Source organism: Streptomyces sp. NPDC101151, from assembly GCF_044768335.1.
Classification (GTDB): domain Bacteria; phylum Actinomycetota; class Actinomycetes; order Streptomycetales; family Streptomycetaceae; genus Streptomyces.
This window is the reverse complement of the sequence record NZ_JBIWPP010000048.1, coordinates 1-24,543: the sequence shown is the minus strand read 5'-3', so window position 1 is coordinate 24,543 and position 24,543 is coordinate 1. Positions and strand designations below refer to the sequence as shown.

Below are 24,543 nucleotides of genomic sequence, written 5' to 3'. Positions count from 1 at the left end.
GTCAACGATATTGCTTTCCCCGAGCAGGACGAGCGGCCAAAGCACAAAGCCCCTGCCCAGTAGCAGAGTTTCCGTGCGTTTCTCATCTGGATGCCGGAGGTTCTCAGTCGATGTCGCCAGAGATCTCATTCGCTGGCGACAGTTCATTGCCATGGCCGGCATGAACATATGGCTCCCAAAATGAGAAATCACGGTGACTCAGAGATGGGCAGTTACCCCCGGACACCGCCCCGCCGGTCAGGCTGCCACCTGGAGGGCGCGGTCACGGATGTCCACGGAATCGGCAGAACGGTCCGAGGGGCGCCGAGCATCTTCGCTGTCGGCCGGCAGGACCATGACCAGCGCGTTCACCGAGGATATCCGGCCACATGTCGGGCCACACTGCCACGCCGAGGGGTACGGCAAGTGAGCGCCCATGTTCGGTCACGCCCCCCTCGCCCGCGGGTCCTCAGCCCGGCGATGCCCTCCGGGGAGTCCGGTGAGAGCGCTCTCGTTCCAGGTTCCTCCGGTGAAATGGGTCACAGACGTGCGGACTGACAGCTCACTAAGATCACGAACGTCGCTCGCTCGGCTTCAGTTTGCCGCCATTCCCCTCCCTCTTCCCCCGATGAGACTCCGCGCGGCACTAGCCGTCCACTCGCGAGCGTCGACTCCCTGCACTGCATGAAAGTAAGGAAAAGCGTGTCCGGTATTGCCGGTTGGCTCGATCGACACCGGGATTTAACGACGTTCCGTCCGACGGTCGAGCAGAGGGCTTCCGATCTCGTCGTCCGAGGCCGCACAGGCGGCACGGCATGGCAGGAACGACAAGTCGCTCTGATCCGGAGGGACTCGGGACCTAGGCGGCATCCGGCAGTCGCCTCCTGCGCTCCCGGTGACGTCCCGGCCATTGCGGTGCGCGGCGGACCCGTGCTGCCCCCGAGCGACCTGGACTCCCCACCGACCGCTTCGGACAAGGCAGTTGTCCGTCGCAGCGACGAAGCACAGCCCGATTGCGTACTCGCCGCCCCCGGCAGAGCAGCGTTCACCTCCCACGTGGCCACCATCGTGCGTCGTCCGATGGTGCCGGCCGAGCTCGACGGGGCCGGACTGGGCGTCGCACTCACGCAGTTACGCAGGCCCGGGCAGGGTGGGCTGCATGGCGTGCGCGAGGTGCGGTCCGGCCGCACCCTGTGCATCACGCCTGACGGTCGTATCGAGGAGCCCCGCTGGCCCCCAGGGGTCCGCAGCCACGAACTCGACACAAACAGCCATACCGACCGTATGCTCCGCGAAGCGCTTGACGAGGTCCCCCACCTGGCGACCGCTGGCCGGCAGGGTGCGCGAACTCCTACGGCGGCAGCACAGAGTCGGCAGGCGCGCTCGTCGGCCTGTCGGCGATCCGTCCCATTACCGAGGACCCGGCACTGCTCGACCGCGGCGGCCCGCTCGGCTGCGCCGATACCGAAGCCGAAGCCGATGCCGAGATCATGCTCCAACACCACGACCGGATACGGCGTCTGAACGTACGGACACGGCCGTACCCGGCCGTTGCGGTGACCAGGTGGGCGCCTGCGCCCACCAGCCCCGCCCTCCTCCCCAGTCCGAATCACTCCACTCCCCCACACCGCCGCGCTCGCCCCTCCCCGCTCGCAGCCGGGGCGACTTGGCATGCCCCGGCCAGGGGCACCGACCTCGATGTGAGGACCTCCTTTGGCAAGGACAACACGCAACGCGACCAGCGACCCGGACCGCGTCAGCTTCCTCGAAGAGCTGTACCAGGGACGTTTCCGCTGGGACCTCATCCGCGACTTCCCGGTGCAGGACCCGTCCGACGCCCTGACGGGCGACCGGATGACCGAGGAACTGACCGCTCTTCTGCGCGACCGCGTCGACCCGGACGACGTCGACGCGCGCGCCGCTCTTCCCGAAGGCCTGCTGGACGAGTTGGGCGGTCGCGGCTACTTCGCCCTCCAGGCGGACACCGCCCTGGGCGGCCACGCGCTGTCGCACTACAACACCTTCCGCATGGTGTCGGCGGCCGCGGCGCACTGCACACCGGTGGCGCTGTCCCTGGCCATCGAGAACGCGCTCGGTGCGGGAGCGTTTCTGTCCGTCGCTCCGGACGGGCCGCTGCGCGAGCTGCTCGGCGACGTGGTGCGCCGTGGCGCCCGGTCCGCCAGCGCGGACAGCGAACCTCAGGGAGCGGCGAACCAGCGCCGCTTCACCACCGCAACGCGTATCGAGGGCACCGACGACTACTTGCTCAACGGGCACAAGGTCTTCGTCGGACACGCACCCGTCGCCGAGGTGGTGAGTGTCTCGGCCACCGTCCACGAGGACGGGGCCGACCGGGTGCGGATGTTCTTCGTCCGCACCGACAGCCCTGGAGTGACCAGCGGAGACTGGCACACGTACATGGGCATCAAGGGATTTCCCAACGGCTGGCTGGGGTTCCGGAACGTGCGGGTCGCCGGCGGCCACATGCTGGTCGAGCGCGACGCCGAGCACGTCGTCCGGACGACGCCCGCGACGGCGCGCCTGGTCGGCCGGGGCCGGATGCACCTGATCGCGGCGCCCGCCCTGGCCGTCGCCCGGCTGTCCGTCGGGTGGATGCGGGACTTCGCGGCCCGCCGTGTCATCGACGGACGGCCGCTGTCGGAGTACGCCGAGGTGCAGCACCGGCTGGCCGACAGCCTGGCGGAGACGTTCGCGATCGAGACCATGGCCCAGTGGTGCCTGCTGCCGGAGGACCAGGGCAGGAACCTCAACCTGCGGTTCGAGCAGAACGCCGTCAAGAACGCGGCTTCGCTGCTCGCCTGGGACATCGCCGAGCGCGCCATGTCCCTGCTGGCCGCGGAGGGTTACGAGACTGCGGCGAGCAAGCGGCTGCGCGGCGCACCGCCCGTCCCCGTGGAACGGTATCTGCGCGACCTGCGCAACCTGCGGATCTCGGGCGGCGTCGACTTCCAGATCGACAACTGGATCGGACGGCTCGCGATCCTGTCGTACTACTACCCGGAACCGGAACACGCCGAGGAACTCCTGCGGGACGACGAAGGCGCCCTCGACACCACGGACACCGCCCTCACCCCCCGCAATCTGGAACACCTGCGCTCGGCGGCCGCACAGACCCGTGACTTCGGGCGGACCTGTCTCGAACTGGCCCGGCGCCACCCCGACCGGGAGGAACTCGCCGGTCAGGAGCGGACGTTGATCCTCCTCGCCGGCATCGCCAGGGAACTGCTCGGCATGTCGCTCACCCTGGCCCGTGCCTCGGCCCTGTCGGCGTCCGGCGACGACAGCGCGCAGCCGCTGGCCGACATCTTCTGCACCGCCGCCCGGTTGCGCATCGACGATCTGCGCAGCCGGCTCCAGTCCCCGCCCGCACCGGACGTCACAGCGGTCACCACCGCCTGGATGTCCGGAGCCGGGTTCGGCTTCCTCACCCCCGACGACACACCCCGCCCGTCGCATGCTGACCGCCCCGAAGAGAGCACCACATGAACACCCCCACGCAGTGCGTCCCGCTGTCCGTCGGCCAGGAGGCGATGTGGGTCGCCTGGAAACTGGATCCAGGGCAGTGGAGCCACATCATCCCCACCCCCTTCCAGATGCACGGCACCCTTGACCTCGAACGCCTTCGCCATGCGGTCGCCGAGATCGGCGAGGCCTTCCCGCACCTGCGCGCGCGGGTGCGCACCGGACAGGAGGGGCCCGTCCTCGACTGGTCCGACGCGCCCGGGATCCCCGTCCGGCGCTTCCGTACGGCACTGGACCAGGACACCGCGATCCGGGAGACCTGGCAGACCCCGTTCGACCTGCGCACCGGCCCGCTCGCGCGCGTCGACGTCATCGACGGCCCGGAGTACACGGTCCTTCTGATCGCCGTGCACCACCTGGTGTACGACGGCGCCTCCGTCCTGCTGCTCCTGGACGCCCTGCGCACCGCGTACCAGGGCGGCGAGCCGGCCCGTAAGGACCACGCCCCGGCGCTCGCCGCGTTCGCCGCGCACTCGCGCGAACTGGCCGACGGGCCGTCCGGAGAGGACCACCGCCTCCACTGGAAGACGGCCCTCGGCGACGGCGGCGGCGACTTCGCACTGCCGATGGGCTCGGAGGAGCCGCGGTACACCGTCGTCAGCGAGAAGGTGCCGGCGGACCTGGCCGCCGCCCTGCGCGCACGTGCCGCCGAGGCCGGCATGTCGTTCGCCACCGTGCTCCTGGGCGCCTACTTCGCGCTGCTGAGGCGCCACAGCGGCGCGTCGGACGTCCTGTCGTTCCTGCCGTACCACGGCCGCTGCCTGCCCGAACTTGCCGGGCGGGTGGGCTACTTCGTCAATGCCCTGCCCGTACGGGTCCCGGTGCGCGACGACGACTCCTACGCCGACCTGCTCGGCCGCGTCCGCGCACGGGTCAGGGAGACGCTCGCGCACGGCGACCTGCCGCTGCCCGCCATCATGCGGTCCGCGGGGCTCACCGGCCCCGAAGCCCAGCGCCGGACCCACCAGACGGTGTTCCAGTACTGGCACGCCGGCCTGCGCGACGGAGTCGACGTCCACGACGTGCGGCTGCGCCACGACGGCGCCGAGGCGCGGCTGAGCCTGCTGGACATGGAGAGCACCGCCGGCTTCCGCCTCGCGCTCATGGTCCGGGAGGACAGCTGCGGCACGCATCTGCTGTGGAAGGACCCGGCGGGCTCACTGGGGGCCACCGTGGTCCGTGCCATGGCCGACGACTATCTGGCGGCGCTGCGCGCGATCGCGGACGACCCGCGCGCGGGTATCGGCGATGTGGTGGCCACTGTGCCGGCCGACGAAAGCGGCACCGTACGGCCCGCCGACGGCGACGCCCCGGCAGCGACGCCGGGCGTCGAGGACGACGTCCGGCTGGCGGAGATGGCAGAGGTCTGGCAGTCCGTGCTCGGCGCCGGTCCCGTCGCCCCCGGGGACTCGTTCTTCGAACTGGGCGGGCACTCCCTGCTCGCCGAGATGCTCGTCGGCGCGGTGCGCGACCGGTTCCCCGCCTCCGCCGCGACCATCCGCCTGCTCTTCGACCACCCCCGGCTGGCGGACTTCACGGCCCACGCGCTGCCGCCGACGGATCCCGCCGGCGGCGATCGCTCGCCTGGGACTCCCTCCACGCTGCCCGACCCGGCCGTCACGTCCGCGCCGGCCACCGAGGACGCCTCCCCCGCCGCCCAGGACGCTGTCTTCGGCGCCGGGGACACCTTCCCGGCCTCCAGCTTCCAGCGCCGTATCTGGCTCGCCCAACGGGTGGGCGGTGACCCGGCCGCCTACAACGTGCCGCTCGCCTGGCAGGTCGAGCATCCGCTGGACGCGGACGGCATCGGCCGGGCTCTGACCGCGACGATCGCACGGCACGAGATCCTGCGCACCGCGTTCCACGAGGTCGACGGCGAACTCCTGCAGACCGTGGGCGCTCCGTGGGTCCCAAGCGTCGAGCGGGTCGACCTCGACGACCGGCCGGATCCCCGGGCCGCGCTGCAGGACTGGATCCGCACCGCGGCACACGAGCCGTTCGACCTGTCCTCGGGACGGCTGCTGACCGCCGCGCTGATCGAACTCGGGCCGGCGGGCCAGGTGCTGTTCCTGTGCCTGCACCACCTGCTGTGGGACGGCGAGTGTGAGGGCATCCTGCTCAAGGAGCTGGACGCCCACTACACCGAGGCGAGCGACCGCGAGGCCCCGCGCACCGACCGGGCTGCCCCGGCCGACGCAGCCGGTGACGTGCATCCGGCGTCCGCGCACCAGGAGCGCATGTGGTTCGTCGACCGGTTCGAGAACGGCCACCTCTATCCGGGTGCGCCCACCTATCACAATCTCCCGCTCTTCCTGCGGCTGGAGGCGCTGCCGGACCGGGCTGCTCTGGCGGAGCGCGTCGCCGCCGTCGTACGGGCGCATGAGGCGCTGCGTACAGAACTCGTCGAGCTGGACGGCCGAGTCGCCCAGCGGGTACGGCCCGACGCGTCCGTCGTGCCCGAGTGGCTGCCCGCCATGCCGGGCGACGGAGGCGGTACGCAGGCCCCGGACGTCCTGACGGACTGGGCGCGTACGCCGTTCGACCTGTCCGCGGGTCCGCTGTGGCGAATCGCCGTGCTGCCCGCGGCGGACTCCCGCGGCGGCTGGATCGCCCTGTGCGGGCACCAGGCCGCGGTCGACCAGGTGTCGCTGAACACGGTCGCCGCGCAGATCCTGGCCGGGCCGGACGCGGAGGCGCTCCGGCCGACCGGCTACCAGGCGTGGCGCGACGCCGAGAACGAGGACACCCGCCGGGCTCACCTCGCCGCCCGGGCCGCCGTACTGCAGCCGTACGCCGACCCGCTGCGGCTGCCGGAGCGCCGTACCCGCGATGCCGTGCACGTCTACGAGGAGCGGTCGGTGGCGTTCGCCGTCCCCGCCGACGTCGAGCTGGGCCGGGTCGCCGGCCGGCTCGGCGCGGACGTGCCTGACGTCGCCCTCGCCGCCTTCGCGGCCCTGCTCCAGTGGTATTCAGGCCAGGAGGACATGGTGCTCGGCCTGTCCCACCCCGGCCGGCGGGAACAGGACCGGCACGTCGTCGGTCCGCTGAGCAATCTCCTGCCGGTGCGCCTGCGGCCGGGTACGGACCTGACGTTCACCGAACTCGTCGAGCGCACCGCGGCCGAGACGGCCCACGCCCGCGCCCACGACCAGGCTCCGTTCGACGAGCTGGTCCGGATGGTGGACCCGTCCAAGGACATGAGCCGAACAGCGCTGTTCGACGTGCTGTACAGCTACCTTCCCGCCGCGGCACCGCTGCCCGGCCCGGACGGCACCGCGGTGCGTCCGGTGGATTCCGCCGCCGGGCGCGGCAAGTACGACCTGCATCTGAGCCTGCAGCCGTACGACGACGGCCACCGCGCCCATCTCGTCTACAACGGCCGGTACTTCGACCACGACCAGATCACCGCGATGGCGGCCCACTTCGTGACGGCGCTGCGCCTGCTGGCGGAGCGGCCCGAGTGCGGGGTGGCCGAGATCGACCTCCTGTCGGAGCGGGAGCGCCACACCCAGGTACAGGTGTGGAACGCCACCGAGGCCGCCTACGAGGAGACGCCCGCCCACGAGCTGATCCGGCGCCGGGCACAGGCCCGGCCCGCGGACGTGGCCCTCACCGACGGTGCGGCCTCGGTCGGCTACGGCGACCTGCTGGCCGACGCGGAGGTGATCGCACGCGGCCTGCTCGCCGCGGGCGTACGGCAGGGAGAGCTGGTCGCCCTGCTGTTCCCGAGGGGCGCCGACCAGGTGCGCGCGATCCTGGGAACCCTGCTGGCCGGCGCGGCCTACCTGCCCATCGACCCCGCCATCCCGGACGAGCGCAGGGAGTTCATCCTCGCGGACTCGGGGGTGCGGCTCGCGCTCGCTCCGTCGCTCGGCGCGGAGGGTCACGGCTTCGACGGCCGGGTACTGGCCCTGGACGAGCTGCTCGACCCGGTGAACCGGGGCGAGGAGACACCGCTGCCGTCGGTACCCCTGGACTCGCCCGCCTACTGCATCTACACCTCGGGCACCACCGGCCGGCCCAAGGGCGTCGTCCTCACCCACCGCAATCTGGTGCGGCTGGTCGTCAACGACCGCCTTCCCTTCGCGTTCGGACCGCAGGACGTGTGGACGATGTTCCACTCGTACGCCTTCGACTTCTCCGTGTGGGAGCTGTTCGGCGGCCTGGTACACGGCGGCCGGGTCGTCCTCGTCTCCGAGGACGAGACTCGGGACCCCGCGCTCTTCTTCGACCTGCTCCAGCGCGAGCGCGTCACCGTGCTGAACCAGACGCCGAGCGCGTTCCGCAGGCTGCTCGGCCTGCGGCCCTCGGCACCCGACGGGCTCGCCGGGCTGCGCTGTGTGGTCTTCGGCGGTGAGGCGCTGCGGCCGGCGATGCTGACCGAGTGGTCCGAGCGGTTCCCGCAGGTGCGGCTGGTCAACATGTACGGCATCACGGAGACCACCGTGCACGCGAGCGTCCGTACCGTCTCCCGTGGCGACATGGAGACGGACGCGAGCATCGTGGGCACACCCATCCCGACGACACGGCTGTATCTCCTGGACCGGCACACCGGCCGCCGGCTGCTGCCCGTCGGCGCCGTCGGTGAGATCTACGTCGGCGGCGACGGTGTGGCGGGCGGCTATCTGGGCCGGCCCGAACTGACCGCCCAGCGTTTCGTGCCCTCGCCGTTCGGTGACGGCACGCTGTTCCGCAGCGGCGACCTGGCCGCCCATCTGCCCGACGGCAGTCTGCGGTTCATCGGCCGCGCCGACTCCCAGGTGCAGCTGCGGGGCTACCGCATCGAGCCGGGCGAGGTGCAGACGTGCCTGTGCGAGCACCCGGCCGTCTCCGACGCCGTCGTGTTCGCGGACGACGACCGGCTGGTCGCCGTGGCGCAGAGCGAACAGGCCCTGAGTGCGGGTGAGTTGCGCGGTCATCTGGCGCGCCGGCTGCCCTCGTACATGCTGCCCTCGCTGTTCCACGTGGTGGCGGACATCCCGCTGACCGTCAACGGCAAGGTCGACCTGGCGTCGCTGCGGGCGCAGACCGCCGCGCTCGCCGTTCCTGCACGGCGTGCGCCCCGCGCGGGTACCGCCGCCGTACTGGCGGCCGTGTGGCGCGATCTGCTCGACGTGCCCACGGTGAGCGAGGACGACTCGTTCTTCGCACTGGGCGGGCACTCCATGCTCGCTGTACGTCTCATCGGTGAGATCGCCGAGCGGTTCGGTGTGGACCTGCCGATCAAGACGCTGTTCGAGACGCCGCGTCTTGGCGACCTGGCCGATGTGGTCGACGGGGCCACGGGCCGGACTTCGCCCGCCGTGAATCCGCCGTCCCCGGACGCCACCTCCGCGGCACCTGCCTCAACATCCGCAGCACCGGCCGCCACATCCGCGGCACAGGCCTCAAAGGCTGCTACGACAGCCGACTCCGACGACGTGCCTGCGGCACCCGCCGCACAGCCCGCGGCCCCCGCGAGCGCCTTCCAGCGGCGCATGTGGCTGGCGGAACAGACCGGTCAGGGCTCACCCGCCAACGTCTCCCTCGGCTGGTCCGTCGACGGCCGGCTGGACACAGCCGTCCTTGAGGACGCCCTGGCCCGCCTCGTCGCCGGTCACGAGATCCTGCGTACCTCGTTCCGCGCGCAGGGCGGCACCGTGCGGCAGATCGTCCAGGCTCCCTGGCGGCCTCGCGTCGAGGCGTGTGTCCCCACCGACGCCGAGGGGCCCGAGGAAGCGGCCGCGCGGTGGCTCGACGCATCAGCCGGGCGCCCCTTCGACCTGGCCTCGGGACAGCTGCTGCGCGCGGCCGTCGCCGACTGCGGGTCGCGTGGCCGGGCCTTGATGCTCAGCCTGCACCACCTCGTCGTGGACGGCGAGTCCGTGCTCGTCCTGCTGCGCGAGCTGGAGCGCTGCTACCGCGACAGTCTCGCGGGCGTGCCGTCCGAGCCGCCCGCGCTGCAGTACCGGGAGCACGCCGCCGCCGCTGAGCGCTCCGCTGATCTCCGTCGCGGCACCGACCTGGACTTCTGGGGAGAGCGGCTGGCCGACTGGCCGGCCCGGCTCGACCTGCCGGCACCGGCCCGAGCGGAGGCCAACGGGGCGGTGCGCCTGGCGCTGCCCAAGGGGCTGCTCGGCCGGCTGCGACCGGTCATGAACGAGCACGGCGCGAGTTGGTTCATGCTTATGGCGGCGGCGCTGGCCACGGGTCTGCACCGGTGGAGCGGCCTGCCGCGGGTGACCTTCGGCGTTCCTGTGAGCATCCGTGACCGCGACGCCGCCGACCTGCTCGGTCCCTGCCTCAATCTCGTGGTCCTGCGCTCCTCGACGGCCGGCGACGCTCCCGCGCCGGAGGTGCTGCGCGCGATGCGCGCGGAGGTGCTGGACGCCTTCGAGCACGCCCGGACGCCCTTCGACGAGGTGCTGGCCCGGCTGCGTCCCGAACAGGCCTCGGGCCGCCCGCCGTACGGCGACGTCGTGCTCAACATGAACCTGCGGGGCGACCGGCGCGCCGTGCTCGGCGGGGCCGAACTGCGCCCGGTGTTCGCCGAGGCGCTGTGGTCCCGGGAGGCCAAGTTCGGCATCACCCTGACCGTGACCGAGCAGGACGGCGAACTGACAGCCGTGCTCTCCCATCGGGGCGAGCGCGTGTCCGGCGCGGAAGCCGCCCGCCTGGCGGACGCCGTCGCCACGTTCCTCGTGGAACTCGCCGACGGTGGACGGCCGGCCCAGTACCGGGACTTCGTCCGCGCCCAGGAGGCGGCTCGCGCCGGCGGTCGTCACGCGTCGGATCTCGCGCACTGGCGGGAACGGCTGAGCGGGGCGCCCGCGTACGTGGACCTTCCCGCGCCGGCGGAGCCGGCACCGCACGGAGTGGTGCAGATACCGATGCCCGCGGGTGTGGGCGGGCGGCTGCGGACGCTGCACGAGCGGCACGGCGTCTCCCCGTTCATGACGGCGGCCACGGCGCTGGCCCTCCTGCTGCACCACCGCACCCGTCACGACGACGTGGTGATCAGCAGCCCGATGACCAACCGCGGCCCGGGCGGTCTCACGGACGTGTTCGGGCCGTGCCTGAACACCGTGGCGTTGCGTTCCCGGCTGCGGCCGGACGCGACCGTGGGCGAGGCACTGGAGGCGATGCGGGACACGGCGCTGGACGCCTTCGCGCACTGTGAGGTGCCGTTCGAGGACGTCGTCGACCGGATCAATCCGCCGCGCAAGCCTGGCCGTACCCCGTACGGCGACGTCTCGCTGGCGTTCAGCACTGCCGCGGTGCGTCCGCCGACGCTGGGCGGGGGCGCCCTGCGCGCGGTCGAACTCGACGGCGGCGACGCGGCATACACCGGAAAGCTGGGGCTGACGGTCGCGCTCGTCCTCGACGGCGACGAACTGCGCGGCCATATGTCCTACAACGGCGGCCTGGTCCGGCAGGAGGACGTGGAGCAGATGGCCGGCACGCTGGCCACGCTCCTGGCACAACTGCCCGGGGACCTGCACGCCCCTGTCACCGGGCTGGAGCTGATCCCGCGCGGGCAGCTGGAGCGGATGCGGGAGTGGGAGCAGGGCCCGGAGCCGGGTCCCGTGACAACCGTGCCTGAGCTGGTGCTGGAGCAGGCGCGTACCCGCCCCGACGCCACGGCGATCGAGAGCAGCCGGGGTGCGATCGGCTACCACGGGCTGGTCGCCCGCGCCCGGGCTCTGGCCGAGACGGTCCGCCCGCATCTTGCGGCCGACCAACCCACGGTCGCGTTGCTCCTCGAGCGCGGCGAGGACTTCGTCGTCGGCATGCTGGCCGCCTGGTTCGCCGGGGCCGCGTTCTGCCCGCTCGACCCGTCGTGGCCGGCCGCCCGGCAGGAGTTCGTCCTCGGCGACGTACAGGCCGACGTGCTGCTGACCCGCGCCGGAGTCACGCTGCCGTCGACCGGCCGGGCCACGGTCCTCGACGTCACGGAGGTGCCGACGGCCGAGGGAAGCGACAGCGTCGAGGGCCTGCCCGACTGGTCTCCCGACGCCACCGCCTACGTCATCTACACCTCCGGCACCACGGGAACCCCCAAGGGTGTCGTGGTCCGGCACCGGGGTCTGGCCAATCTGGTGCGCTCGGTGGGCAACACCCAGGGCATCGGCCCCGAGGACCGCTGCACGCATCTGCTGAGCGTCAGCTTCGACTCCTCGCAGATGGAGGTGTGGCAGGCCCTGGCCCACGGTGCCTGCCTGGTCCCGCACGAGAAGCCGGTGGTCGCCTCCACGCTCGGTGAGTGGCTGGACAGCAAGGGCGCCACCGTGGCGTTCTGCGCCACCGCGCTCGCCGAGGCCATGTGGACCAGCGGCACCACGTTCCCGCGCGGGCTGCGCTGGCTGGGCATTGGCGGTGCGGCGCTCTCCCAGCGTCCGCCGGCCGGGCTGCCCTACCGGCTGCTCAACTCCTACGGCCCCACCGAGAACACCGTCGCCGCGTCGGAGCACATCGTCGACGGCTCCGGTACCGCGCCACTGAACTGCATCGGCCGGCCCATCGCGGGTGTGCGGATGCTCGTCCTGGACCCGGCCGGGCGGCGCTGCCCGCTCGGCACCACCGGTGAGATCCACCTGGCCGGTCACAGCCTCGCCGCCGGGTACCTGCGGCGTCCGGAACTGACGGCGGACCGGTTCCGCACGATCGAACTGGACGGCCGGCCGCTGCGGGTCTACCGCACCGGAGACCTCGGCCGCCGACTCAGCGACGGCGCCGTGGAGTACCTGGGCCGAGCAGACCGGCAGCTCAAGCTCCGCGGCTACCGCATCGAGCCGGGCGAGATCGAGCACTTCCTGTTGCGTCAGCCCGAGGTTGCCCAGGCCGCCGTGACAGGTGACCCGCAGCGCACCCCGGCTCTCGTCGCCTATGTGACCCCGCAGGGCGCGCACAGCCCCGACAGCGCCGAACTGCTGCGCCGTGCACGGGCCGAGCTGCCCGCCTTCATGGTGCCGGAGGCCGTCGTCGTCCTGCCCGCCCTGCCGCTGACCACCAGCGGCAAGGTCGACCACGCCGCGCTGCCCCGGCCCGAGCGCACCGACCTCGTCGGCTCGGCCGGTCACGTCGCACCGGGCAACGACACCGAACGGCGGGTGGCCGCTCTCTGGTCGGAGGTCCTGGGTCTGCCCGCGGTCTCGGTCCACGACAACTTCTTCGACCTCGGCGGCAACTCCCTGACGCTGGCCAAACTGCACAGCAGGATCGTCGCGGCCTTCGGCCGGGAGCTGCCCATCACGGCCCTGTTCGAACACCCGACCGTCGCCGCCCTGGCGCGGGCGCTCGACTCCGCCCGAGGGGCCGGCGACGCCGCCGACGACACCGCCGGCCCCAGGCGGCCCCAGCGGTCCGGCCGGCATCTCCGGCGCGGCCGGCGCCGTCCCGGCACGGCGGATGGTGTGTGATCATGACGAACGGAACCACTCCGGCCGCCCCTGTCACGCCCGCACCCGGCATCCGGCACCACCGGACGCTGCGGGTGCTCCTCGTGGCCGAGACCATCTCCATGCTCGGCACCCAGCTCAGCGCGATCGCCATGCCCTGGCTCGTGCTGCAACTGACGGGCTCCGCCGCTGACATGGGGCTGGTCATGGCGTCCCTGCTGGCCGCCATCGCGGTGTTCGGCTTCTTCGGCGCCTCCTGGACCGGACGCCTCGGCCCACGCAACGTCATGCTCATCGGGGACGCTGTCCGCGGCCCGCTGGTGGCACTGCTGCCCGTGCTGTACGTCCTCGATTGCCTCAACACGGCCACGTTCGTGGTGGTGATGTTCGCGATCGGCGCGTTCTACGCCCCGTACACCGCGAGTCAGCAGGCCATCCTGCCGAGCGTCGTCGGAGAGGACGAGCAACTGCTCGGCCGGGCGAACGCCGCGCTGCAGAGCGCGACCCGGCTCAGCGTGCTGCTCGGCCCGGTGCTCGGCGGTGTCCTCATCTCACTGTTCGGCGCTCCGACCGTGCTGATCGTGGACGCGGTCTCCTTCGCAGGCTCGGCCGTCCTGCTCCGCCTGTACCTGCCGCACACTCCCCGCACCGCGGCCGCCGCGGGGCGTCGTTCCCCGGCGGCCGGGCTCCGGCTGCTGATGCGGGAGCGGTTGCTGGGCAGCTGGTCGGTGGCTCTGGCGCTCGGGGAGATGGCCTGGCAGGCGCTGTTCGCGCTGCTGCCGGTGATCGCCGTGTCGCGGGAGGACGGCTCCTCCGTCGTGGCGGGTGCTCTGCTGACCGCCTTCGGCGGCGGTGCGCTGACGGGCACCCTGCTGGCCGGACGGCTGCTGCGCCGGCTGCCCGCCCGGACCCTCGCCCTCACCGGCCGGGTGGCGTTGGGCGTGGGGTTCCTCGCGCTCCCGCTGCCGCTCGGCCTGCCGGGCCTGTTCTGCCTGCTGGTGGCCGTCGGCTTCCTCAACGGCGTGTCCTCGGCGCCGGTCGCCACCGTCCGGGTGCTGCGGATTCCCGAAGCGCAGCGGCCCGAGGCGCTCACGGTGGCCATGGCGCTGACGCTGACCGGCGGCACGGCGGGCTGGGTGCTCTCCGGCACGCTGGCCCAGAAGGCGGGGCTGACCCCCGCCTTCTCGGCGCTGGCCGCCCTGCAGCTCACGGCCGCCGCCCTGTTCGTCTTCGGCGCCGTGGGCACCGCGTCCCCGGCGCCCGCCGCTCCCTCGCCCGCCGACCCCGCCGACCCCGCCGACCCCGCCGACCCCGCCGACCCCGCCGACCCCGCCGAGGACACTCGCACCCACCCCGCCAAGGACTCTCGATGACGTACGACCAGCAGGAAGAGCAGGAACACCTCGTCGCGGTGGTGGGCATGGCAGGCCGGTTCCCCGGTGCTCCGGACGTGGAGCGCTTCTGGGAGAACCTGTGCGCGGCCCGGGAGACGATCTCCGTGCTGCCCGACCGCGCCGACCCGGCTCACCCCGACTATGTGCCGGCCTACGGAGTTCTGGAGGGGGCCGGTGAGTTCGACGCGGCCTACTTCGGGCTGTCGGCCCATGACGCGCTCATCACCGACCCGCAGCAGCGACTGCTGTTGGAGTGCGCCCACGAGGCCCTCGAACGTGCCGGGCACGGCGGTGAGGACCGCCCGGTGACCGGTGTCTTCGTGGGTGCCGGGAACAACGGGTACGCCGAGGCGGTGCGCGCCCGCATCGACGAGCTGCCGTTCCTCGACGAATGGCGGCTGCGGCAGGCCACCGCGCCCGACTTCGTCAGCACCCGCATCGCCTATCACCTGGATCTGACCGGGCCGGCGCTGACCGTGCAGACGGCGTGCTCGACCTCCCTGGTGGCGGTGCACCTGGCGGTGCAGGCACTGCTGAACGGCGAGTGCGACCTGGCGCTCGCCGGCGGTGCGACCGTGGTCCCGCACCTGCCCCGGATGCGCTACACCCCGGGCGGCATCGTCTCGGCCGACGGCCACTGCCGCGCGTTCGACGCCGACAGCGACGGTACGGTCGGAGCCAGCGCCGCGGGCATGGTCGTACTGCGGCCGCTGGCGGACGCGCTGGCGGACGGCGACCATGTGCACGCGGTGATCCGGGGCTCCGCGGTGAACAACGACGGCCGGCACAAGGCGGGCTTCACCGCGCCCAGCGTGGTGGGCCAGGCCGAGGTGATCCGCCTCGCGCACGAGGTCGCCGGTGTCGACCCGGACCAGGTGGGCTATGTGGAGGCGCACGGCACGGGCACCGCGCTCGGCGACCCCATCGAAGTGGCCGCGCTCAGCCGGGCCTTCGGGTCCGGCTCCGATCGGCGCGACCCCTGTCTGCTCGGCTCGGTGAAGACGAACATCGGGCATGCCGACGCGGCGGCAGGCGTCACTGGTTTCATCAAGGCGGTGCTCAGCGTGGAGCACGGCATCGTGCCGGCCACACTGCACTACCGGCGGCCGAACCCGGCCGTCGACTTCTCCTCGTCCGGGTTCGAGGTGAGCGGCACCACGCGCGCTTGGCCGGCGAACGGTCCGCGGATCGCCGGCGTCAACGCGCTCGGCGTCGGCGGGACCAACGCCCACGTGGTGCTGGAACAGGCGCCGCCGCCCGTGGCCTCGGCCCCGGCCGACCGCCGGCAGCTGCTGGTGGTCTCGGGCCGGACACCGGAGGCTGCCGACGCCGCGGCGAGCCGTCTGGCCGAGCATCTGGACGCGCATCCGAAGACGCATCTGGCCGACGCGGCGTGGACCTTGCAGTCCGGCCGGGCCCATCACGCCCACCGCAGGTTCGTGGTCGCCGACGCCGCGCGGGAGGCGGTGTCCGCGCTCCGCCGCCGGCCGCCGGTCCCGGGCGCAGGCGCGCTGTCCGACGCCGAGCAGGTCTTCCTGTTCCCCGGTCAGGGCGGCCAACATGTGGGCATGACCGCCGAGTTGTACGACGGCGAACCCGCATTCCGACGGCACCTCGACGAGGTGGCCGAGGCGGTGGCGGGTCCCCTCGGACTGGACCTGCGGGAAGTGCTGTATCCAGGTACGGCGGCGGAGCGGCCGCTCGCGGCCGAGCGGCTGGCCACCATCGCCGTCGGGCAGCCGGCGGTGTTCGCGGTGCAGTACGCCACCGCCCGGCTGCTGGCATCGTGGGGTCTGCGGCCGAGCGCCGTCACCGGGCACAGTCTCGGCGCGTACGCCGCGGCCTGCGTGGCCGGGGTGTTCTCGCCGGCGGACGCGGCACGGCTGGTGGCCGAACGCGGCCGGCTCCTCGGCACCGTGCCCGCCGGCGCGATGGCGGCCGTGCGCCTGCCGGAGGAAGAGGTCCTGCCGATGCTCCCTGCCGACATCACGATCGGCGCGGTGAACGGCCCCGGCCAGTGCACCGTCACCGGCCCGGCCGCGTCCGTCGCCCGCTTCGCGGAGGAACTGGCGGGCCGTGGGATCGAGGCGCGGGTCCTGCGGATCGCCACGGCGGGTCACTCTCCACTCGTGGAGCCGATCGCCCGTCGTTTCGCCGAGGCCGTCGACGCGTTGCCGCGGGAGCGGCCTACTCTGCCGGTGCTCTCGGACACCACCGGCTCATGGGCGGACCCCGAGGAGATCCGCACCGCGGACCACTGGGTGCGTCACCTCCGCCAACCGGTCCGGTTCGGCGAGGCGTTGGAGACCCTCTTCGGCGCTCCGGACCGTGTCATCGTCGATGTCGGCCCGGGCCGCACCCTGGCCACGCTGGCCCGGCAGCATCAGCACTACGACAGCAAGCAGGCCGTCGTCCACCTCGCCCCGCACCCGGCGGAGGAGACATCGGAGACGGCGACGCTGCTGGCCGGCGTGGGCGAGCTGTGGGTGCGCGGCGCGCGACCGGACTTCGCCGCACTGCACAACCACCAGCCACGACGGCGGGTGGCAGTGCCGACCTACCCGTTCGACCGCCAGGTCCACCTGGTGCCGCCCCCGCCCGAGCCCGCACCCGCCGTCACCGCAGCGGCCGCCGCGCCCTCGGTGCCCGTCACGGCGACACCACAGACGGACACGGAGGCCGCCGCACCGGTACGCCCCGCGTCGGAGCACCCGCCCGTGCTGGATGCCGTGCTCAGCGCGTTCACACAGGCACTCGGCTACCCCGACATCGACCCGCACGACGGTCTCTTCGACCTCGGAGGGGACTCACTGACCGCGACGAAGCTCGCCGCCTGGGCCGCTGCCTCGTTCCACATCACCGTCAACACCGCGGACATCCTCCGCTCCCAGACCCCGTCGGCGCTCGCCGCACTGCTCGAAGAACGTGGGGCAACATCCGCTTCCGCCAAGGAGACTGCCGCTTCATGACCGCCCCCCTGCCCTCCACTCCGCCGCCCGGCACGACCGCCCGCCGCAACCCCTGGCTGACCGGCCGCCCCCTGGCCCAGCCCCCCGAGCGCCATCTGTACTGCTTCCCGCACTCGGGCGGGCTTCCCGGCGAGTACGTCCGCTGGGGACAGCAGCTGCCGGGCACCCAGGTGTACGGCATCTGCCCGCCGGGGCGCGGCGGCCGTGCCGCCGAGCCGCCGTTGACCGACCTGGACGCGGTGGTGCGAGAGCTGCTCGACGACACGGAGTTCGTACCGCCCTACGACCTCTTCGGACACAGTCTCGGCGCGCTCGTCGCCTACGAAGTGACCCGCGAGCTGGTCGCCCGGGGCCGCCCGCTGCCCGAGCGGCTCATCGTGTCGGCGTTTCCGGCGCCGAACCAAGCGCGCCACGCGACAAGGCTGTCGGACAAACCGGACGACGAGCTGGTCGCGGCCCTCGACGAACGCTACGGCGGCATCCCACCGCAGATCGCCGCGGACGCCGAGCTGATGGCCCTGCTGCTCCCGGTGTTCCGTGCGGATCTCACCCTGCTGGACAACTACCGCCACCAGACGGGCGAGCCGCTACCGGTGGCCCTGGAGGTTCTCGGCGGGGACGCCGATGCCGTCACCGCCGAGGATCTCGAGCAGTGGAGGCAGCTCAGCACCAAGTCCGTGCGGGTCGGCCGGTTCCCCGGCGGTCATTTCTACTTCCGTGACGACCCGGCACCCCTACTGTCCGTGCTGGCCCGCCGGACCTGACCACGGCTTCGCCGCCTTCGGCTCCCCTCATGACCGCCCCCACCGGAGAGTGGCGGCGCCTGGGTGGGCGATCGAGGCGTCGTTGCAGGTCTCGACGGGTGAGTGCGGCTGCTTCGACCCCTACCAGGTCCGGCATTGCCTGGCCTGGTAGGGGCACATCGCCCCAGGGGCCGTCGGGAGCCCAGCCCTGCCGGCGACCAGGGCCCGAGTACATTGCGCGCATGGACGATGAGCAACTGCGGGCCATCACGGTCGGTGACATGCCACCGACGCACCAGCGGATCACGCTCACCGAGTACGACCCCGCTTGGCCTGCGTGGTTCGAGCGAGCCGCGGAGCGGATCCGTGGTGCGCTTGGCGGTACTGCACTTCAGATCGACCACGTCGGTTCGACCTCGGTCCCGGGACTGCCGGCGAAGCCACTCATCGACATCAACCTTCTCGTTGCCGACGCGGCGGAGGAGGCAGCGTATGTTCCACAGCTGGAAGCCGCCGGCTACGCCCTGCGGATCCGTGAGCCGGAATGGTACGAGCACCGGATGCTGCGCGGCGTCGACCCACCCGTCAACCTGCATGTCTTCCGGTCGGGGTGTGCCGAGGCCGACCGAATGCTCCTGTTCCGCGACCGGCTGCGCGGGAACGAATCCGACCGTGACCTGTACGCACGGACGAAGCGCACGCTCGCAGCGAAGAACTGGAAGCACGTCCAGGACTACGCCGACGCGAAGTCCGATGTGGTGAGGAAGATCCTCGCCAGTGCGGAAGGGGCGTGATTCGAGACGACTGCGCTCTCCCGCCTTCGACGGGCAGCATCGAGACACACCCAGTGACTACTGCGCCGAGCCCTGGGCACCGCACACGCCCACACACCTCTTCTCACACGGCACGGTGACGCAGGTCATCACTGTGTCAGCACCACGTCCACCAGTGCGCGGGCATAGTCGGCGTCGAGCAGACCGGGACGGAACAGGATGCGGTACATCATCGGCGCCACCACGTGGTCGACGACCACATCCACGGCAGGCACCGGCTCGTCGCGTTCGCCTGCGCGAGTCAGCATGACCTCGATCTGGTCGACGGCGTAGGCGGAGCACCGGCCCGCGTTGGCTCCGTCCGGATCGCCGGCGAGCGCGTCGCGAATGTAGGCGCGGCCGGCCGGCGAGGACATCTCCTCCAGGAACTGCACGGCCCAGGCTTCCAGATCGGCGCGCAGGCTTCCCAGGTCGGCCGGGGTGGTTTCCGGGCGGAGCCGCTCCACGGCCACGTCGGAGAGGAGTTCCTGCATGTCGCCCCACCGGCGGTAGATCGTCGAGGGGGTGACACCGGCCCGCTTGGCGACGAGCGGGACCGTCAGTGCCGTGCGCCCGACTTCCGCCTCCAGGTCGCGGACGGCTTGGTGGACCGACTGCTGAACGCGGGCGCTTCGCCCTCCTGGACGGGGTCTGGCCTGTGACCTCATATCGACACCTTAACGCTAAGCATTCGCTTCAAGAAATGAAGCTGCTCTCTATGGGACGGGCTTGGCCGCGCGTGGGTCCGCCCACTGCGCTCCGGTGTCGGACCGGCAGCCGGCCCGCGAGCGGTGCAGGGCCGCGGACCTGCTCGTAGGCATCGGCGACGTGCAGGACGGTGCCCTCGCCCAGCGGGCGACCGATCAACTGCGGGCCGATGGGCAAACCCTCGGCGTCGAAACCGGCGGGCAGGGACAGGGCGGGCAGTCCGGTGATATTGGCGGGGGCCGCGAGACGTACATAGGCGTCGGAGACGGTTTCGACGGTTCCGTCCGCCCACTGGAAGGCCTCCTGGTCGGCCCTGGCCGCGGTGGCCGGCACGGTGGGGGCGGCGATGACGTCGACCTCGTCCAGGAGACGGTTCCACTCCTCACGCATGAGGGTGCGGGTGCGCTGGGCGCGCAGGTAGTCGATGGCGGGGACCAGGGCGCCGGCTTCGAGCAGGACCCGCACGTCCGGGCCGTACAGCTCGGGCGTGGTCTGCAGATGCTGTTCGTGGTAGGCGGTCGCCTCCGGGACCATCAGCCCCCACTGGGTGGCCTGGACGTACTCGCTCATCGGTATTTCGACGCCCACGAGGCGTGCACCGAGGTCCGCGAAACGTGCCAGTGCATCGCGGACCGCGGCTTCCACCTGCGGGTCCACACGGTCGAAGAAGTAGTTCACAGGGACGCCGACGCGTACGCCTGCCAGGCCCGCTCCCGGGCGGGCGACGTGCGCCTCGTAGGGATGGTCGAGGCTTGCGGGGCCGCCGGGGTGGTGGCCGACGAGCGCGTCGAGGACGAGTCGGGCGTCCTGGACGGTCCGGGTGACGGGCCCGACATGATCCAGGGACCAGGACAGCGAAGCGATCCCGTGCCGGGGAACCAGGCCGTAGGTGGGCTTGAGTCCGACCACGCCGGTCAGCGCCGAGGGGACGCGGATGGAGCCGCCGGTGTCGGTTCCCAGGGAGAACGTCGCCGCACCTGCCGCCACTGCGGCGGCAGAGCCGCCGCTGGAGCCGCCGGGCACGTGCTCCAGGTGCCAGGGGTTGCGGGTCTGGGGTGTGGTCAGGCCGTAGGCGAACTCATGGGTGTGAGCCTTGCCCACCAGCACGGCGCCGGCTTTCCTCAGCCGCGCGGCCACCACGCTGTCCGTGGCGGGCACGCGACCGGCGCGGACGGCGGAACTGGACGTGGTCGCCACTCCCGCGGTGTCGATGAGGTCCTTCAGCGCCATGGGGATGCCGTGCAGGGGGCCGCGGCGGCGGCCGGCGGCGATCTCCCGCTCGGCTTCGGCGGCCTGGGCGCGCGCCGCCTCGGCGGTCACGGTGACATAGGCGTTGACGTGCGGATCCACGGCGTCGATGCGGGCCAGGACCGAATCGGTCAGTTCCACCGGTGACAGGCTCTTGTCGGCGATGGCGGAGGAGGCCTGGGTCAGGGACAGTTCGTAGGGATTCATGACACTCACCGGTCCTTGACGCGGTAGGCGGTGGCCGGCGGGATCTCCGCGAGGTCGAGCTCGCGCAAGCGGCTGATGACAGTGAGGATGTGGTGGGCCGTCCCGGCCACCACCGCGTGCCGGTCGCCGGCCAGCGGCAGCCCGGCGCGCAGCGCCGAATCCGCGGCCCCTTCGGGCGACAACGGGGGGACAGACACGATCGGCGTCCTTTCCGGGCTGCGGCGCCTCAGCGCCGTACCGGCGCCTCAGCGCCGTACCGGCGCCCGCAGAGCAGGGACACAGCCCAAGAGCTAAATATTCGCGTTAGTGACACAGTAGACCCCCTGGGAGATCTAACGCAAACATTGCGCTTTAAGGTGCCGTAAGGATCGCCTTGACCAGCACTAACGCACATCCTTTGCCTTAGCAGCTACGAGAGGGATATCATTAACGCAACATCTGAGCGTTAAAGGCGACGGCTCCGTCTGCGACGTATGAGCGGCTCCTCGCCCCTCCGCTCCCCCACGGCAGCCCGGCCTGATCCCTGGAAGAGAGCCCATGACCTCGCAGAACACAGTCCCCGCACCGCACCGCCAGACCCCCACCTGGGACGTGGGAGACATCGTCGTCCGCCGCATCGAGGAGGTGGAACTGCCCCCGCAGACCGGACCCTGGCTCCTGCCCGGCGCGACACCCGACGTCGTTGCCGGCTCTCCCTGGCTGCAGCCCGACTTCGCCGGCGCCGATCGGATCCTGCGCCTGGCCAGCCACACGTTCGCGCTGGAGGCCGACGGACTGCGGATCCTCGTCGACACGGGCATCGGCAACGGCAAGAACCGCGCCAACCCCGCCTGGAACCAGCTCCGCACCGACTATCTCGCGCGTCTGGAACAGGCCGGCTTCTCCCCCGAGACGATCGACATCGTCGTCCTCACCCACCTGCACACGGACCACGTCGGGTGGAACACCCGCTCCCACGAAGGCGCCTGGGTTCCCACCTTCCCCAACGCCCGCTACCTCGCGACCCGCACGGAGTGGGACTACTGGGCGGCGGCGGACATGGACGAAGCCCGCACACAGATGTTCCGCGACTCCGTCCACCCCATCGACGAGCACGGCCTGCTCGATCTCGTCGACGTCGGCGCCGACGGCCTGGAGATCGCCTCCGGCATCACCCTCGTGCCCACCCCCGGACACACCCCCGGACAGGTCGCCGTCCGGCTGAGCAGCCGGGACAGCACGGCCCTGATCACCGCCGACTGCATCCACCACCCCGTCCAGCTCGCCGAGCCCGACATCCACAGCCACGTCGACATCGACCCCGCCCAGGCAGAGGCGACCCGCCGCGAACTGCTCGCCGCCCTCGCCGACACCGGCACCCTGCTTCTCGGCAGCCACTTTCCGCCGCCCACCGCGGGACTCGTGCGCACCCACGGCACCAACTACCGCCTCCACCCCGTCCCCGCCCGGCTCGCCTAGCCATGTTGGCGCTCGTTGAATTTCCCACGCTCATCCGATGGACAGACATGCTCACCTTGGCTCCCCACCTGTGGGGGAGGCCGCTCCACAGTCAGGTCAGCAGCAGCGAGGATGTCGGTTCAGGCGGCTCCCTTCTGCGGCATTTCACTGCGTCGCCAACCAGGGCATCCGCTGAACGAGGCTGTCGCGCAGCCGCGTGAGGGCTGCGATCTTCTCTTCCAGTTCGGCCACCCGGTGTGCGCCGATGGCGTAGCCGTCGGCGCACACCGGCGAGTACTCGAAGACCTCGGGGAGATCGGTGTCGAGGTAGCGCACGAACGACTTGACGTTCTCGACGCTGAACCCGGAGGCGAGCAGGTCGCGGACGTTTCGGACCCGGGTCACCGCGTGCGGGCTGTAGACGCGGTAGCCCGACGGTGTCCGGTCGGACTCCAGCAGGCCCTGCTCCTCGTAGTAGCGCAGGGCACGGGTCGTGGTCCCTGTCTGTGCGGCCAGTTCACCGATCAACACGCGGCCACCTTCGGTCGGAATTGTCAGGCGTGATGTATATCTTGTGGTCAACTCCTGAGGCGGACCACGGTCTTCCCGGTGTGCCGGCCGCGAACGAGATCGAGGAGAGCCTCGGGTGCGCTCTCCAGCCTGTTGATCACTGTCTCGTCGTAGACGATAGATCCCTCGCGCAGCCAGTCGCGGAACTGTTCGCCGAACTCCGTGGACCGGTCCAGGTGGTCCCACAGGGTGAAGCCGCGGATGGTCAGACGCTTGCCCAGAACGCTGAGCAGGTCACCGGGGCCCTCGTCGGGGCGGGCGGTGCTCTGCCGGTTGAGGGCTCCGCAGACCGCGATACGGCCGTGCACTTTCATGACCTCGATGGCGGCGCGCAGCTGCTCGCCTCCCACGTTGTCGAAGTAGACGTCGATGCCGTCCGGGGCCGCTTCGCGCAGCCGGTCGAGTACCGGGCCGTCGTGGTAGTCGAAGGCCGCGTCGAACCCGAGCTTCCCGGTCAGGTGGGCAACCTTGTCAGCCGAGCCGGCGCTGCCGATCACCCGGCGGGCTCCCTTGAGCCGGGCGATCTGGCCCGCCATGCTCCCGGTCGCCCCGGCCGCGCTGGACACGAAAACGGTGTCGCCGGGTCGCAGCCTTGCTGCGTCCATGAGCCCTGTGTAGGCGACCAGACCGAAACCCAGGTGCATGGACGGGCTTGGGTAAGCCGCCTTGTCCACGCTGCGGAACGCACTGGCCTCGGCCACGGCGTACTCCCGCCAGCCGTACCGATGGAGCACCAGCTCTCCCTCGCTCAGCGATGGGTCTGCCGAGGCAAGCACCTCGCCGAGCGCGTCCCCGTACATCACCTCGCCCACCTCGTAGCGGGGCATGGGCAGTGACGACCCGCCCGCGATCAACAGGAGCATGCCGGGATCGAGCGACATGAACAGGTTACGAACCAGCGCCTGGCCCGGTGCAGGTGCTGGGACGCCGACCTCGACGATCTCGAAGTGGTCGAGGGCCGGGAGCCCAACGGGCCGTGCGGCGAGTCGAACCTCCAGACCCGTGCCGGGCAGACTGGAAAAGGCAGGCAGCGTTGCGCTCTTCGCATTGGACTTCATACCGCCGACGCTAGACATTGACCCATGCGTGAAGGTCAAGCCATCGCCCCGCTTGAGGGCTCGGCGCCGACCCGCGATCGCCGGAAATACCTCGCAGGGTGACGCAACTCCGGCCACATCTTCAACCATCGACTACCTCGGGCCGAGAGCAGGGCCGGCCGATTTCGCAGATCGGCATCAGCCACCGTCACCCGCGGCCCGCCGGCGCCGACGACGGTCGGTCGGTGGGGCGAGGCACGGGACCGCAGGAGGAGCGACCGCGCACCCCGAGTTACGTCAGGGGCCATTGAGCACCAGAGCCCTGTGACTCCTCCCCCGGATGAATCCGGGGGGCTTCTCCTGTCGGTGGCTAGGCCACGTCGGGAAGGACCAGCCCGGCCCTGATGGCGACGTTGAGTGCGCGGACTTGATCGGCGTTGGCGGTGTGTCCGCAACTCGTGCACTCGAACTTCTCTTGTGTGACGCGGTTCTCGCCGGACACGTGCCCGCAGGCGGGGC

General features: G+C 71.6%; 13 protein-coding genes. 7 read left to right on the top strand and 6 right to left on the bottom strand.

The window, feature by feature from the left end; translation table 11 throughout:
• Positions 1–1,692 precede the first annotated feature (1,692 nt).
• The 6 genes from ACIRU3_RS42310 to ACIRU3_RS42285 all read left to right on the top strand — a co-directional run bounded on the left by ACIRU3_RS42310 (position 1,693) and on the right by ACIRU3_RS42285 (position 18,799).
• Positions 1,693–3,486: an acyl-CoA dehydrogenase family protein gene (locus ACIRU3_RS42310; protein ID WP_404068776.1), complete on the top strand. Its 1,794-nt coding sequence runs from the start codon at positions 1,693–1,695 to the stop codon at positions 3,484–3,486.
• On the top strand, positions 3,483–12,920 hold the full coding sequence (locus tag ACIRU3_RS42305) for an amino acid adenylation domain-containing protein (protein WP_404068773.1): 9,438 nt from the start codon (positions 3,483–3,485) through the stop codon (positions 12,918–12,920). Before ACIRU3_RS42310 ends, ACIRU3_RS42305 begins: the two co-directional genes overlap by 4 nt.
• Positions 12,921–12,922: 2 nt before the next feature.
• On the top strand, positions 12,923–14,272 hold the full coding sequence (locus ACIRU3_RS42300) for an MFS transporter (protein WP_404068771.1): 1,350 nt from the start codon (positions 12,923–12,925) through the stop codon (positions 14,270–14,272).
• The gene (locus ACIRU3_RS42295; RefSeq protein ID WP_404068768.1) at positions 14,269–17,262 is read left to right on the top strand and encodes a type I polyketide synthase; all 2,994 of its coding nucleotides are present in this window, start codon (positions 14,269–14,271) and stop codon (positions 17,260–17,262) included. Before ACIRU3_RS42300 ends, ACIRU3_RS42295 begins: the two co-directional genes overlap by 4 nt.
• A complete protein-coding gene (locus tag ACIRU3_RS42290; RefSeq protein ID WP_404068766.1) occupies positions 17,259–18,026 on the top strand; it encodes a thioesterase II family protein in 768 nt (255 codons plus the stop codon). The genes ACIRU3_RS42295 and ACIRU3_RS42290 overlap by 4 nt, the downstream gene beginning before the upstream one ends.
• A 221-nt stretch (positions 18,027–18,247) precedes the next feature.
• Complete coding sequence (locus ACIRU3_RS42285) at positions 18,248–18,799, top strand: GrpB family protein (RefSeq protein ID WP_404068763.1); 552 nt, start codon at positions 18,248–18,250, stop codon at positions 18,797–18,799.
• A gap of 128 nt (positions 18,800–18,927) precedes the next feature.
• On the opposite strand, the gene ACIRU3_RS42280 is transcribed toward ACIRU3_RS42285, so the two are convergent.
• Genes ACIRU3_RS42280 through ACIRU3_RS42270 form a run of 3 tightly spaced genes read right to left on the bottom strand, consistent with a single transcriptional unit; the run spans position 18,928 to position 21,177 of the window.
• Positions 18,928–19,485, bottom strand: coding sequence for a TetR/AcrR family transcriptional regulator (locus tag ACIRU3_RS42280; protein WP_404068761.1), 558 nt, complete (start codon positions 19,483–19,485; stop codon positions 18,928–18,930).
• Positions 19,486–19,513: 28 nt separating this feature from the next.
• Positions 19,514–20,980, bottom strand: a complete 1,467-nt coding sequence (locus ACIRU3_RS42275) for an amidase (protein ID WP_404068758.1) — start codon at positions 20,978–20,980, stop codon at positions 19,514–19,516.
• A 5-nt stretch (positions 20,981–20,985) separates the two neighbouring features.
• Complete coding sequence (locus ACIRU3_RS42270) at positions 20,986–21,177, bottom strand: hypothetical protein (RefSeq protein WP_404068755.1); 192 nt, start codon at positions 21,175–21,177, stop codon at positions 20,986–20,988.
• 340 nt (positions 21,178–21,517) lie between these two features.
• Here ACIRU3_RS42270 and ACIRU3_RS42265 point away from each other — a divergent pair, with 340 nt between their 5' ends.
• Positions 21,518–22,438 carry an MBL fold metallo-hydrolase gene (locus ACIRU3_RS42265; protein ID WP_404068753.1) on the top strand — a complete coding sequence of 307 codons (921 nt, stop codon included), beginning with the start codon at positions 21,518–21,520 and terminating at the stop codon, positions 22,436–22,438.
• A 144-nt stretch (positions 22,439–22,582) separates the two neighbouring features.
• Here the strand turns inward: ACIRU3_RS42265 and ACIRU3_RS42260 are convergent, their stop codons facing one another.
• The 3 genes from ACIRU3_RS42260 to ACIRU3_RS42250 form a co-directional block, all read right to left on the bottom strand.
• Positions 22,583–22,948, bottom strand: coding sequence for a MerR family transcriptional regulator (locus ACIRU3_RS42260; RefSeq protein ID WP_404068750.1), 366 nt, complete (start codon positions 22,946–22,948; stop codon positions 22,583–22,585).
• Between the two features lie 47 nt (positions 22,949–22,995).
• The gene (locus ACIRU3_RS42255; protein WP_404068747.1) at positions 22,996–24,045 is read right to left on the bottom strand and encodes an NADP-dependent oxidoreductase; all 1,050 of its coding nucleotides are present in this window, start codon (positions 24,043–24,045) and stop codon (positions 22,996–22,998) included.
• Positions 24,046–24,394: 349 nt separating this feature from the next.
• Positions 24,395–24,543, bottom strand: a 149-nt coding sequence (locus tag ACIRU3_RS42250; protein WP_404068837.1) for a zinc ribbon domain-containing protein, incomplete at its 5' end; no start/stop codon positions are given.

Coding starts and splice junctions, on each gene's coding strand:
- ACIRU3_RS42305 (WP_404068773.1), top strand. CDS start 3,483: ATGAACACCCCCACGCAGTGCGTCCCGCTGTCCGTCGGCCAGGAGGCG.
- ACIRU3_RS42300 (WP_404068771.1), top strand. CDS start 12,923: ATGACGAACGGAACCACTCCGGCCGCCCCTGTCACGCCCGCACCCGGC.
- ACIRU3_RS42295 (WP_404068768.1), top strand. CDS start 14,269: ATGACGTACGACCAGCAGGAAGAGCAGGAACACCTCGTCGCGGTGGTG.
- ACIRU3_RS42290 (WP_404068766.1), top strand. CDS start 17,259: ATGACCGCCCCCCTGCCCTCCACTCCGCCGCCCGGCACGACCGCCCGC.
- ACIRU3_RS42285 (WP_404068763.1), top strand. CDS start 18,248: ATGGACGATGAGCAACTGCGGGCCATCACGGTCGGTGACATGCCACCG.
- ACIRU3_RS42280 (WP_404068761.1), bottom strand. CDS start 19,485: ATGAGGTCACAGGCCAGACCCCGTCCAGGAGGGCGAAGCGCCCGCGTT.
- ACIRU3_RS42275 (WP_404068758.1), bottom strand. CDS start 20,980: ATGAATCCCTACGAACTGTCCCTGACCCAGGCCTCCTCCGCCATCGCC.
- ACIRU3_RS42265 (WP_404068753.1), top strand. CDS start 21,518: ATGACCTCGCAGAACACAGTCCCCGCACCGCACCGCCAGACCCCCACC.
- ACIRU3_RS42255 (WP_404068747.1), bottom strand. CDS start 24,045: ATGAAGTCCAATGCGAAGAGCGCAACGCTGCCTGCCTTTTCCAGTCTG.